Origin of the sequence: Corynebacterium sp. (assembly GCF_043426755.1) — a bacterium.
Lineage (GTDB): Bacteria > Actinomycetota > Actinomycetes > Mycobacteriales > Mycobacteriaceae > Corynebacterium.
In genome coordinates this window covers 1-13040 of the sequence record NZ_JBHWRP010000030.1, presented here as the reverse complement: position 1 = coordinate 13040, position 13040 = coordinate 1, and the positions used below count along the sequence as shown (strand labels likewise).

The 13040-nt window shown below is 60.6% G+C and carries 9 protein-coding genes and 2 pseudogenes; 3 read left to right on the top strand and 8 right to left on the bottom strand.

Annotation, left to right across the window (positions count from 1 at the left end; genetic code table 11):
- A pseudogene (locus tag ACHFGA_RS02920) lies at positions 1–462 on the bottom strand (DNA-directed RNA polymerase subunit beta'); the annotation flags it as partial.
- A gap of 146 nt (positions 463–608) precedes the next feature.
- Positions 609–4103, bottom strand: coding sequence for a DNA-directed RNA polymerase subunit beta (locus ACHFGA_RS02915; protein WP_394280941.1), 3495 nt, complete (start codon positions 4101–4103; stop codon positions 609–611).
- Between the two features lie 439 nt (positions 4104–4542).
- On the opposite strand from ACHFGA_RS02915, the gene ACHFGA_RS02910 reads away from it, so the two are divergent.
- Positions 4543–4905 carry a carboxymuconolactone decarboxylase family protein gene (locus ACHFGA_RS02910; RefSeq protein ID WP_394280940.1) on the top strand — a complete coding sequence of 121 codons (363 nt, stop codon included), beginning with the start codon at positions 4543–4545 and terminating at the stop codon, positions 4903–4905.
- Here the strand turns inward: ACHFGA_RS02910 and ACHFGA_RS02905 are convergent.
- The 3 genes from ACHFGA_RS02905 to rplJ form a co-directional block, all read right to left on the bottom strand.
- Complete coding sequence (locus ACHFGA_RS02905) at positions 4902–5831, bottom strand: DUF3068 domain-containing protein (protein ID WP_394280939.1); 930 nt, start codon at positions 5829–5831, stop codon at positions 4902–4904. The genes ACHFGA_RS02910 and ACHFGA_RS02905 overlap by 4 nt on opposite strands.
- 96 nt (positions 5832–5927) lie before the next feature.
- Entirely contained in the window at positions 5928–6317 is a 390-nt protein-coding gene (rplL, locus tag ACHFGA_RS02900) for a 50S ribosomal protein L7/L12 (RefSeq protein WP_394280938.1), read from the bottom strand.
- 73 nt (positions 6318–6390) lie between these two features.
- On the bottom strand, positions 6391–6912 hold the full coding sequence (gene rplJ, locus ACHFGA_RS02895; protein WP_394280937.1) for a 50S ribosomal protein L10: 522 nt from the start codon (positions 6910–6912) through the stop codon (positions 6391–6393).
- A gap of 402 nt (positions 6913–7314) precedes the next feature.
- Between rplJ and nirB the strand changes: the two genes are divergently transcribed.
- Together nirB and nirD are read left to right on the top strand one after the other, a co-directional pair.
- The gene (gene nirB / locus ACHFGA_RS02890; RefSeq protein ID WP_394280936.1) at positions 7315–9816 is read left to right on the top strand and encodes a nitrite reductase large subunit NirB; all 2502 of its coding nucleotides are present in this window, start codon (positions 7315–7317) and stop codon (positions 9814–9816) included.
- Between the two features lie 12 nt (positions 9817–9828).
- Positions 9829–10140: a nitrite reductase small subunit NirD gene (gene nirD, locus ACHFGA_RS02885; protein WP_394280935.1), complete on the top strand. Its 312-nt coding sequence runs from the start codon at positions 9829–9831 to the stop codon at positions 10138–10140.
- Positions 10141–10228: 88 nt separating this feature from the next.
- Here nirD and ACHFGA_RS02880 read toward each other — a convergent pair whose 3' ends face one another.
- The 3 genes and pseudogenes from ACHFGA_RS02880 to ACHFGA_RS02870 all read right to left on the bottom strand — a co-directional run.
- Entirely contained in the window at positions 10229–11095 is an 867-nt protein-coding gene (locus ACHFGA_RS02880; RefSeq protein WP_394280934.1) for a hypothetical protein, read from the bottom strand.
- A 9-nt stretch (positions 11096–11104) separates the two neighbouring features.
- Positions 11105–11629, bottom strand: a complete 525-nt coding sequence (locus ACHFGA_RS02875) for a hypothetical protein (protein WP_394280933.1) — start codon at positions 11627–11629, stop codon at positions 11105–11107.
- Between the two features lie 2 nt (positions 11630–11631).
- Positions 11632–13038 (bottom strand): annotated as a pseudogene (locus tag ACHFGA_RS02870) (phytoene desaturase family protein); the annotation flags it as partial.
- Positions 13039–13040 lie beyond the last annotated feature (2 nt).

Sequence of the window (13040 nt, the reverse complement as noted above, 5' to 3'; positions counted from 1 at the left end):
CGAGTCTTCCAGGGTCGACTGATCGCTGTGGCGGGCCTCCTCATCGACACTGGTGATGATGTTCGCACCGAAGTAGATGATGAGGTCCAGGTCCTTCGGAGCAAGGTCCAGAAGGTAGCCAAGACGTGATGGGACACCCTTGAAGTACCAGATGTGGGTTACCGGTGCGGCGAGCTCAATGTGGCCCATGCGCTCACGGCGAACCTTGGACTTGGTCACCTCAACGCCACAGCGTTCACAGATGATGCCCTTGTAACGGACGCGCTTGTACTTGCCACAAGCACACTCCCAGTCACGGGTAGGGCCGAAAATACGCTCGCAGAACAGGCCGTCCTTCTCAGGCTTGAGCGTGCGGTAGTTAATGGTCTCCGGCTTCTTGACCTCGCCATGGGACCAGCGGCGGATGTCGTCGGCAGTGGCCAGGCCGATGCGGAGCTCGTCGAAGAGGTTTACGTCAAACACGTAAATTCCCTTTCACCTCCCATTCGGGAGGATCGATTGCGAAAAATTTCAGAGTCTAAATGCGGTTCAGAGGGTGCCGCCGCGCTCCCCTGGCTCCACCTAGTGAAGGTGAACTGAGGGAGCGTGAGGGCACTCCCGCCTGGCGGTTATGCGGTATCTGCTGAGGAGCCTTCGTCGCGCGAGAGGTTGATGCCCAGGGAGGAACCCGCGTGGTCATCGTCGTCATCGCCGTCCAGCTCCATTGGGGTGCCGTCTGCAGCAAGGACCTCAACGTTGAGGCACAGGGACTGCAGCTCCTTGAGGAGGACCTTGAAGGACTCCGGAATGCCTGGGTCAGGGATGTTGTCACCCTTGACGATGGCCTCGTAGACCTTCACACGGCCAACAACGTCATCCGACTTGATCGTCAGCAGCTCCTGCAGGGTGTAGGCAGCGCCGTATGCCTGCATTGCCCACACCTCCATCTCACCGAAGCGCTGGCCACCGAACTGTGCCTTACCACCCAGCGGCTGCTGGGTAATCATGGAGTAAGGGCCCGTGGAACGAGCGTGAATCTTCTCATCCACCAAGTGGTGCAGCTTCAGCATGTACATGTAGCCCACGGAGATCGGGAAATCGAATGGCTCGCCGGAGCGGCCGTCGAACAGCACCGTCTTGCCGTCACCATCGACCATGACGTCGCCGTCACGGTTCGGCTTGGTGTTCGCAAGCAGGCCTGCGATCTCTTCGTTGGTTGCGCCATCGAACACTGGAGTAGCGGTCAGAGAGTCTGCCGGCACGTCGTACAGCGCCTCAGGCAGGGTCTCCAGCAGCTTCGCGTTCGCAGGATCGTCTGGGTTCACGGTCCAGCCAGCCTTCGCCAGCCAGCCCAAGTGCACCTCGAGGACCTGGCCAATATTCATACGACGTGGCACACCGTGGGTGTTCAGGATGATGTCCACAGGCGTACCGTCAGCCATGAATGGCATATCTTCCTGCGGCAGGATCTTGCCGACGACACCCTTGTTGCCGTGGCGGCCAGCCATCTTGTCGCCGTCCTGGATCTTGCGCTTCTGGGCAACGTAGACGCGAATCATCTCGTTCACGCCTGGGCTCAGATCGTCGTCGTCCTCGCGAGAGAAGCGACGCACTGCAATGACCTTGCCGGTCTCACCGTGTGGCACCTTCAGGGAGGTGTCGCGCACCTCGCGGGCCTTCTCACCGAAGATGGCGCGCAGCAAGCGCTCCTCTGGGGTCAGCTCGGTCTCGCCCTTCGGGGTGACCTTACCGACGAGGATGTCGCCGTCGCGCACATCTGCACCAATGCGGACGATACCGCGCTCGTCGAGGTCCTTGAGGACATCTTCGCCAACGTTTGGAATCTCACGAGTGATTTCCTCGGCACCCAGCGTGGTGTCGCGGGCATCGATCTCGTGCTCTTCGATGTGGACGGAGGTGAGGATGTCATCTTCCACGACGCGCTGGTTCAGGATGATGGCGTCCTCGTAGTTGTGGCCTTCCCAAGGCATGAACGCAACCAGCAGGTTGCGACCAAGCGACATTTCGCCATCCTTGGTGCCTGGGCCGTCAGCAATGACCTGGCCTGCCTCCACACGGTCACCGATGTTGACCAGTGGCAGCTGGTTGTAGCAGGTGCCCTGGTTGGTGCGCTCGTAGGTACGCAGCAGGTAGCTGTCGCGCTGGCCTTCGTCGTCCATGATGGTGATCATGTCGCCGGAGACGTTCTCGACCACGCCCGCCTTCGCAGAAATAACCATGTCACCTGCGTCGTATGCAGCGCGCTGCTCCATACCGGTTGCCACATAAGGTGCCTCAGCACGCAGCAGCGGCACAGCCTGCTTCTGCATGTTGGCACCCATCAGGGCACGGTTAGCGTCGTCATGCTCCAGGAACGGAATCATGGCGGTTGCGACAGACACCATCTGACGTGGGGAAATGTCGAGGTACTCGACACCCTGTGCGTCGGTCACCGCAATATCGCCGTCCTTGATACGGACCTCGATACGCTCCTCGGTGATGTTGCCCTCGTCGTCCATCTCGGTTGCTGCCTGAGCAATCGCGAAACGGTCTTCCTCGTCTGCGGTGAGGTAGTCGATCTGGTCGGTCAGCTTGCCGTTTTCGACCTTCTGGTACGGAGTCTCGATGAAGCCGAACGCGTTCACGCGGGCGTAGGAAGACAGCGCACCGATCAGGCCAATGTTCGGGCCTTCCGGAGTCTCAATCGGGCACATGCGGCCGTAGTGCGATGGGTGCACGTCTCGGACCTCAATGCCGGCGCGCTCACGGGACAGACCACCAGGGCCCAGTGCGGACAGGCGACGCTTGTGCGTCAGGCCCGACAGGGAGTTGGGCTGGTCCCTGCACTGCGACAGCTGCGCGGTACCGAAGAACTCACGGATCGCAGCAGAAACTGGGCGCACGTTGATCAGGGAGGTCGGAGTGATCGACTCCGCATCCTGGGTGGTCATGCGCTCGCGAACGACACGCTCCATGCGGGACAAGCCCACGCGGACCTGGTTCTGAATCAGCTCGCCCACAGTGCGTAGACGACGGTTACCGAAGTGGTCAATGTCGTCGGTGTTGATCCGGATGACCTCGCCCGTTGGCGACGTCATCTCACGCTCACCTGCGTGCAGGCGCACCAAGTACTCGAGGGAGGTCGCAAGATCTTCCTCGGTCAGGGTCAGCAGACCGTCGTGGTCGCCGCCGAGGCCCAGCTTACGGTTGATCTTGTAACGACCAACCTTTGCCAGGTCATAGCGCTTCGCGTTGAAGAACGAGTTCTCCAGCAGAGACTGCGCAAGGTCACGCGTCGGCTGCTCGCCTGGACGCTGCTTGCGGTAGATCTCCAACAGGGCCTCGTCGGTGTTGGCCACGCCATCGGATTCGAGGGTGGTCATCATGATCTCGGAGAAGCCGAAGCGCTCCTTGATCTGCGCCTCGGTCCAGCCCAGTGCCTTCAGCAGCACGGTGACAGGCTGGCGACGCTTACGGTCAATACGCACACCCACGGTATCGCGCTTATCGACGTCAAACTCGAGCCATGCACCGCGGGAAGGGATCACCTTCACGGAGTGCAATGGACGCTCGGTGGACTTGTCGATGGTTTCGTCAAAGTATACACCTGGTGAACGCACCAGCTGCGACACGACGACACGCTCGGTACCGTTCACAATGAACGTGCCCTTGTCGGTCATCAGCGGAAAATCGCCGATGAACACCGTCTGAGACTTGATCTCTTGGGTGTCGTTGTTAATGAACTCTGCGGTCACATAAAGCGGAGCAGAGTAGTTAATGTCCTTGTCTTTACACTCGTCGACAGTGTACTTCACCGAGTCGAAGCGTGGCTCCGACAGGGAGAGGGACATGTTGCCCGAGTAATCCTGAATCGGGGAAAGCTCATCGAGGATGTCCTCGAGGCCACTGGTTACGCGGGCATCTGGTCCGCGCAACTCCTGCTGTCGTTCACGCCACTCCGGCGTTCCGACGAGCCACGAAAAGGATTCGGACTGTACGTCAAGGAGCCCGGGAACGGGGATCGGTTCGCTGATTTTCGCGAACGAGTACCGCTTCTGGGCTCCGGGGATATCGGCCACTGACTTGGTCTGGCGGGAGACTGCCAAGATGGGTCCTTCCAGCACCTCACGCGGGTCCCTCCGATTGCTCTGGCTTTACAATCTTCAGGAATTCCGCTGGATAATTAGCATTCGGTCTGCTGTGGAAGTTCCGTCCCCGGATAGCACAAAATCACCTTGTCAAGTCGATTTTTCCAAATCAGCCGTGAACAAGGTTTCAGTGTCGCCGGAGACGGCTTCCAGCGCAAAGACCTACCTTATACGATAGGTCGGCGCTTGTAAAGGCGAACGAAAAACTAACCACCCTGACCGCTCCACGCCATGCCGTCTTTCCACCGCGTGGGCCCGCCGATTGGTGCTGCAGGGAACTCTAGCACCGACTCCCCTATTTTTTGCAATAACACGGCGCACGGCTCCGACCGCTTCACTCGCCCTAAGGGTCCTGTACAGGCATTTTCCTGCTACGGTGAGGCCATAACGCTTTTTAACAGAAAGGAAGATCCCCATGTTTTCCATGGACAAAGGTCAGAAATTCATCGAGGACACCAATACCGGCGAAGGCTTTAAGGAGCAGCTCGACCGCTATGCCCCCGGTGCATCGGATTTCGTCGTCGGCGGCATCTTCGGGGGTACCTACCAGCGCGAAGGCCTCGAACTGCGCGATCGCCAGATGTTGACCATGGCCGCCCTTGCAGCAATGGGCGGTACCGAGCCTCAGCTCGAGGGCCACATCGCCACTGCCTTGAACCAAGCCGGCATGAGCAAGGAAGAGGTAGCCGAGTGCTTCGTCCACCTCATGCCTTATATCGGCGTGCCGAAGACTCTCGCAGCCTTCCGCTGCATGTACCGCGTCCTGGGCGAGGATTAATTTTTCGCTTGACGACGATCGGGGCGCAACGCTCCGATCAGTCCCAGCAGCGCCAGGACCGCGCCAACCACGATCATGACGACGGATATCGTACGTGACGTAGATTGAGAAAGAACACTGGCGAGCTCGTCCACGCGCGCTCCATCGTCCGCGGTGGCCGCAGAGTAGGAGACATAGTCCTCTACGCGATTGCCTTCCCTATCCGCGTAATACAAGTCCACATCTTCATGCATGCCGACGAGCACCCCCGTGTTCGCCTCATAAATAAGGATCCTGTCCGCCTCGTAGGTGAGGAAGAGCTGTTCGGCATTGTCCTCTTCGTCGTTCACCGTTTTCGTGTTTTTCATGGCCGGGTACTTGGTGGCCAGGTTCGTCGGCTCAACCACTTGGCTGTAATTGTTCACCGCACCGCCAGCGTCGTTCGAACCGGTATAGGTTGCTGGTGCCGCTTCCCGCAGGAACGGATCAAAAATCTCCGCAGTTTCCTCGTCGAAATCGGTCGGCAGCTTAATCCACGGCCCGTCCATCTCCACGGACTCGGGTGGCATCACCATCACGGTAGACAACGTCGCCGGGCTGAGGGCCTCACCGGTAAGACGATTCAATTCCCAGTTCCACGTTTGAGCGCTCAGCAGAGCATCAAATTCCGCGCCATCGCTGCCTTCAAATAACGTCTCCCCCACGCGCAGGGACGCCATGTCCTCATTCGCTGGGTTCTGAATATCCATGTGCAGTTGCCGCGTGACCCCCGTTGTTTCCCCCTCAACGGTGCCGTTTTCGTCGTAAAGCGTATATGTGGGGTTCTCCATGTCGAGGGGCATGCGTGCGTCCCCCACAATGAATCTTGGCGCCACAAGCCCCGCGACGATCAAGGCGACTCCGAGGCCGACGAGAAGCGCTGAAAAAATACGGGACTTTGGAAGCATAAGTGGAAGTCTACAGGCCGCGCCCAAGACAAAAGGAAACCCCCACTGTCCGGAGTTTCAACTCCGAACGGTAGGGGTTTCAAGCAGTAAGCGGAACTACTTCAGCTCGACAGAAGCGCCTGCCTCTTCCAGCTTCGCCTTTGCAGCCTCTGCGTCTTCCTTGTTTGCGCCCTCGAGGATAGCCTTTGGTGCGGACTCGACCATTTCCTTCGCGTCCTTCAGGCCCAGGCCGGAGACGATCTCGCGGACAGCCTTAATAACACCGATCTTCTTGTCGCCTGCAGCGGTCAGGACAACGTCGAACTCGTCCTTCTCTTCCTCAGCAGCAGCGTCGCCGCCTGCAGGTGCGCCTGCAGCTGCAACAGCAACTGGAGCAGCAGCGGTCACGTCGAAGACCTCCTCGAATTCCTTCAGGAACTCGGAAAGTTCGATGAGGGTCATTTCCTTGAACTGCTCAATGAGCTCGTCCTTGGTGAGCTTAGCCATGGTGGCTTCCTTTCTGTTCAGGCCGCAACCTGTGGGCCTGAGTAAAAATTGTGGTGTGTTCTAGAGTCTTGTTTTAAGCAGCGTCTTCTTGCTTGTCCTGCAGGGCAGCAACCAGACGTGCGGTCTTGGATGCTGGTGCCTGGAACAGGCCGGCTGCCTTGGCCAAGGAACCTTCGAATGCGCCTGCGAGCTTGGCAAGAGTGGTCTCGCGGTTGTCCATGTCGGCGATCGCAGAGACCTGATCAGCGGTCAGTGCGTTGCCGTCCATGTAGCCGCCCTTGACGACGAATGCTTCGTTGTCCTTGGCGAACTTCTTCATAACCTTCGCCGCATCCACTGCCTCGCCCTGAATGAAGGCAACAGCGGTTGGGCCGGTCAGAAGCTCATCGAGACCCTCGATACCCTGCTCACCAGCAGCGATCTTAACGAGGGTGTTCTTGGCGACGTGGAGCTCGACATCAAAGCCCAGTTCGCCACGCAGCTGCTGGAGCTGTGCAACGGTCAGACCGCGGTACTCGGTCAGGACAATCGAGCTTGCGCCCGCAAACTTCTCCTTCAGAGCAGCGAGTTCTGCTTCGTTCTTTGGGTTTGCCATCTTCACGCCTCCTTCCAAATGCTTCATTGGTTTTGATCCGCCCGGAGCGCGTGCTCGTTCCTCGCAAGCGACAATTAAGTGCCTATGAGAAAAGAAAACGCCCCGTGCAGAAGCACGAGGCACACCTTACGATGTAATAAGCCACGTTTCTCCTGCGTGGGTTGGCCCCTCTCGGAGCTCCTTCGACCTCCACTATGGGAGATAACCGACGGTCTTCGGTGAAACTTGAGCACGGCGGTTTAAGCCGTTCAAACTTCGCCAGTGACTATAACAAGGAGGGTGGCCGTTCACAAAATCGCTCTAAAGCGCACATATTTTGCACGGTTTATCCTAAAATAATACCTACCAGGTGGTGGGCATGTTGAGGACGCCTACTGCCGTTATCTGGAGGCCCTAACCACGATGTCTACCACCCATTACGTCATTGTCGGCTTCGGTCCCGTCGGCCACCGCACCGCCGAGGAACTGCTGAAGCGCAACAAGCAAGCAAAGATCACCATCATTGGCGAAGAGCCCGGCTGGGCTTATGATCGCGTCCATCTCTCCGAATATGCCGAGACGTGGGACCCCAACGCCCTTGACTTACCCCAACTGCCCGAACACGTCGACGTGCTGCACTCGCGCGCCACCAGCGTCGACCCTGACTCAAAAACAATCACGCTTAACGACGATCGCACCATCTCCTACGACGAGCTGATCCTGGCGACCGGCTCCCAAGCCTTCGTGCCACCGATTCCCGGCCACGACCTACCTGCCTGCCACGTGTACCGCACCCTGGAAGATCTCGACGGCATCCGCAAGGCCGTAGAGGTTTCTCAGCACAAGGAGGGGCGCGTGCGCGCCGCCGTGATTGGTGGCGGTCTACTCGGACTGGAGGCCGCGAACGCCTTGAAGAAGATGGGCGTGCGCACCCACGTCGTCGAAATGGCGCCACGCCTGATGCCACTGCAGGTCGACGACGCCGGCGGTGACCTGCTTGCAGAAGCGATCCGCGCGCTAGGCGTGGAAGTGCACGTCAACGCCGCCACGCGTGAAATCCGCGCGTCACAAGAGCGCGAAGGCTCCGTCATCTTGGACTTGGGCGACGATCGCGAAATCCAGACCGACATCGTCGTCTTCTCCGCTGGCATCCGCGCCCGCGATGAACTTGCTCAGGGCTCTGGACTGCCCACGGGCCCACGCGGCGGATTCTTGGTGGACCGCCAGTGCTTCACCGGCATCAAGCACGTTTCTGCCGTCGGCGAGTGCGCTGCCGTCGAAGGCGAACTCTACGGCCTTGTCGCACCCGGCAACTCGATGGCCGCGATCACCGCCGCCCGCCTTACCGGCAACCCCATCAAGGACTTCGAAGACCCCGATACCTCCACCAAACTAAAGCTGATGGGTGTGGACGTTGCCTCCTTCGGCGATGCCTTCTCTGACAGCGAAGACAAGGTAGAGCTGCAGATCAATGACCCGATCTCCGGCGTGTACAAGAAGCTCATCCTGGATGCCGATAAGCACACCCTGCTCGGCGGCATGCTGGTCGGCGAGGCCGATAATTACTCCATGCTGCGCCCGATGGTCGGCGCCGAGCTGCCCGGCGACCCCGTCAGCTTCATCGCCCCCGCCGGCGACGCACCGGCCGTGGGTGTCTCCGAGCTTCCCGACGAGGCACAGATCTGCTCCTGCAACGACGTATCAAAAGGTGCCATCCGCGAAGCCATCGCTGACGGCAACCACACCACCAAGGACCTGATGAAGTGCACGAACGCCGGCACCGCCTGTGGTTCATGCATCCCGCTGCTGAGCAAGCTGCTCGACGCCGAAGGTATCGAGCAGTCCCGCAGCGTGTGCGAACACTTCGACCAGTCGCGCACTGAACTCTTCCAGATCGCCCAGGCTACCGGCATCCGTGACTTCGACGAGTTCATCGAGCGTTTCGGCACCGGCGGCGGCTGCGAGGTGTGCAAACCCACCTTGGGCTCCATCTTCGCGTCCCTGTCCACCTCGGATCACATTCTGGAGGGCCAGAACGCCTCCCTGCAAGACACCAATGACCGCTTCCTGGGCAATATCCAGAAAAATGGCACCTATTCGGTGTGCCCACGCCTGCCGGCGGGCAATATCACCCCGCACCAAATGCGTGTGATCGCCGAGGTCGCGGAGGAATACGGCCTGTACTCCAAGATTTCTGGCGCCCAGCGCATCGTCTTGTTCGGCGCCCGCCTGGAAGACCTGCCGGCGATCTGGAAGAAGCTGGTCGACAACTGTATGGAGTCCGGCCAAGCCTACGGCAAATCTTTGCGCAGCGTGAAAAGCTGCGTGGGAACCGACTGGTGCCGCTACGGCCAGCAAGACTCCGTGGGGATGGCGATCAAGCTGGAGCTTCGCTACCGCGGCCTGCGCGCACCACACAAGTTCAAGATGGGCGTGTCCGGCTGCGCGCGCGAGTGCGCAGAGGCCCGCGGCAAGGACGTCGGCGTGATCGCCACCGACAAGGGTTGGAACCTGTACGTCGGCGGCAACGGCGGTGCCACACCAGTCCACGCTCAGCTTTTGATCGGGGATCTTTCCGACGAAGAACTCGTCCGCTATATCGACCGCTACCTTGCGTTCTATATCCGCACCGCGGACCGTCTGCAGCGCACCGCTCGGTGGCAGGAGTCCATCCAGGGTGGCTTGGACTACATCAAGAGTGTGATCGTGGACGATTCCCTGGGCATAGCCAAGGATCTCGACGCGTTCGTCGCAAAGCATGTCGACGACTACACCGATGAGTGGGCCGCCGTCCTCCAAGACCCCGACAAGCTCAACCGCTTCGTGTCCTTCGTCAACGCGCCAGAATCTCCGGACCCGACGGTCCAGTTCGGCCACGACGAGGACACCGGGCGTATCGTCCCACTGCCCATGCCCACTGTGTAAGGAAGATCAGCTATGAGTATTTCTTTTGACGCATCCAAACTGGAAGAGAACCTGGGCGTAGCAGTGCTCATGCCTAACGACGAGCAAGTTGCGGTCTATTTGGTCGGTGGCGAACTCTACGCGCTGTCCAATATTGATCCGTATTCTCGCGCTGCTGTGATGAGCCGCGGCATCATTGGCGAGCACGAGGGGCGCCCCACCGTGGCCTCTCCCATGCTGAAGCAGAAGTTCTACCTGGACGACGGCACCTCGCTCCAAGAGGATGACATTGTGATCCAGACCTACCCGGTGAAGAGGGATGGCGAGCAGATTATCGTCGGCTAGCGCCGCCTGATCTCCGCCGATGACACTTTCAGCCGACAATTTCCGCTGATTTTCCAAAATCTCGCGAATTTGTCGGCCGAAAAGTGCGTTAGAGGGCGCGCAGCTCCGGGCCGACCGGGAAATAGCCCAAATAGCTCACACCGGACATGTTGTAGGTGAACTTGATCCCCATCACTAACCGAATTCCCCAGTGCATGGCACAGGCGGACAGCGCAAAAACTTGCCCGGCGCGCCGGTTGAGCAGGGCCAGAGGGCTCAATAGCTCGACGGCCAACGCCCCGGCGGCTAACACACCGAGGGGCCCCTTGGCGTTATAGAGCTTCTCTGCGCCTTTGGGGACCTCAGAGCCGAATACTTCTTTGCGTACCGCGTCGGCTGCGACCTGTTCGCGCAAGGCCACCCCGCTGGCCCAGCCCCAACCGTATTCGTTGCGCACCTTGGCCACCCCAGAGATGAAGTAAACGGCGGTGGCAGCGATATTGGCCAGCGTGTTCACCCCACCATAGGAGCGCGAATACTTTTCGGGCAGCAGGGTTCGATCGCGGGCCCACGCATCCACCGACAGTGCGTCTGCCGAGGGGCCGAAACCTACTGTCATCTGTTGCATGACCAGCATGTTGTCGTTGTGCAGGATCATGCCAAAGGAGTTGCGGTACGTCATGGTCCACAGTTGCAACAATGCATTAGCGGGCCCGGTCGCCTTATGGGCCAGCCCCACCAATGCCAAGGCGTTGACTACCTGGGCGGTGTCGAAGAGGGCGTCGGCCACCTTTGGGGGCAGCGGTTTCGACAGCACGCGGCACACACCCACCGGGTGGAAACGGTTGGCCGGTTGGCGGTGGATATCGCGGATGATGGGGCGTCTTAAAGCGTTATGTACTGCGGAGAAGCCGTTGAAACCGATGCGCAGTACGGCAGGTCGCTCGGCGCGGGCATTCGGGCGAAAAAGATCCATGATGTGCATTTAGTCCTCCATTCGTGGCAGCGGCTTACCCGGCCCGGCCTCCGCCTGGCCCCCAATTAGACAGCGGGCGTGGATGGATTCAGCCTGTGGGGTCTTATTGCCGGAAAAGTAGTCGTCGAAAAGAAACCGCGAGCGCACCACAAGCACTTCAACCACGTCGCGCTCGTTGTCGCGTGGCCGCCGTGCCACCGAATCGGCGTAGGTCTGTGCTACCTCCACCGCGCGTTTCTTGCGGATCGCTTTCGATAGCTGACGGCGCGTGTGGTTCAGCCCGCCCAAGCCAAAATTCGAATAGTGCAGGTTGACGCGCTGGCCGGATGCCGTCAGTCCGATCACGTGCGGCACGGTGATGCGTCCGCGCCGGTAGGCGGAAAACATCGGGTAGGTGGACAGTGGGAAGGAGTCTTCGTCGTTCTTCTTCCGGTTTACCTCGTCGATGGGGCCGACGTAGTGGCGCAGCGGGCTCGCGAGCACGGCGGCGATACCGGCGTAGGAGGCAAGGGCGATCCAATCGCGGGCGGTCATCGCAGTGCCTCCCCCGCCGCGTGCCAGCCGGGCATACCGTGCACGCCAGCGCCGGGCGGCGTGGAGGCCGAGGCCAGGTACACCCCCGGCGCCAGCCGATGCGGATGCAGGGCGATGCCGGGCCGCATCAGCGTCTGCAACCCGGTCATCGCACCACCGGCGATGTCTCCGCCGATGAGGTTGGGGTTCCAGGCTTGAAGTTCCGCGGGGCTTGCTTCGTGCTTATCGACGATCACATCCCGAAAACCCGGAGCGAAGCGCTCAATTTGCTGGATGATCGCCTCAGCGACCTGCCCCGGGCGCGACTCTGTGAAGCCGTGGGGCACGTGGGCGTAGGTCCACAGGGTCAGGCCGCGGGAGGGGTCTGCCACATACTGCTGGCACGCCATGACAAATGGTGTGTCCGGCATCTGTCCGCGCGCTGCCTCGTCTTCTGCGCGGGCGATGTCGCTGGTGGCGCCGCCCAAGTGCACGGTGGCGGCCTGGCCTACGCGCGGGTCTTTCCATGGGACTGGTTCTGCGAGCTGGAAATCGAGTTTCCAAGTGGCGGTACCGTAGCGCCAGCGCCGCAGGGGGCGTTGCTGTGCGCGGGACAGGTTGAGGCCACGGAGATCCAGGATTTGGCGTGGGGTGAGGTTGAGGATGGTGGCATCAGCACGCGGTAGTTCGCGCAGGTCGGTGACCTCAGCGTTGGTGTGGATCGTGCCGCCGTTGGATGTGATCACGCTGGTGAGCGCATCGACGATGGCTTGGGTCCCGCCTTCTGCCACGGGCCAGCCGCGCGTCATTCCTAGGCCGCCGAAGAGCATGCCGAACGCCCCGGTGAAGACGCGCGCCGGGGAGGTGATGGCGTGTACCGCGCTGCCTGCAAGAAGGGCGCGGGCCTTCTCTGTTTGAAACAGTGTCTTTCCCAGCGTTGCGGCAGGCAGGATGCCTGGTAGGCCGAACTGCGCCATGCGAACTGGGTGGGCGGGCCAGCGCAAGATGGGCACCAAGAAGTTCTCTAGATGCTCGTCGATGTGGTTGACCACCGGTGCGTGCAGGTGGGTCCAGTTTTTCGCATCCTCGCCCAAACGCTCTGCCGTGTCGTCGAGAGAGCGGCTGAGCAGGGCTGGTTCGCCATGGTCAAGCGGGTGCGCCAGCTCATAGGGCGCATGTTTCCACCGCAGACCGTGACCTTCCAGATTGAGCGCGCGGAAGGCCGGGCTAGCCACGCCGAACGGGTGGCCAGCCGCGCCGAGGTCAACGATGTGGCCGGGGAAAATATCGTCGGTACTGGTCGCGGCCCCGCCAGGCCGGTCGTTGCGCTCGTAGACGTCGACAGCCCAGCCCGCGGCGGCAAGCCTGGCGGCGGCGGTCAGCCCGTTGGGGCCGCTGCCGATGATGACGGCGCGGGACTGGTCGGACATTG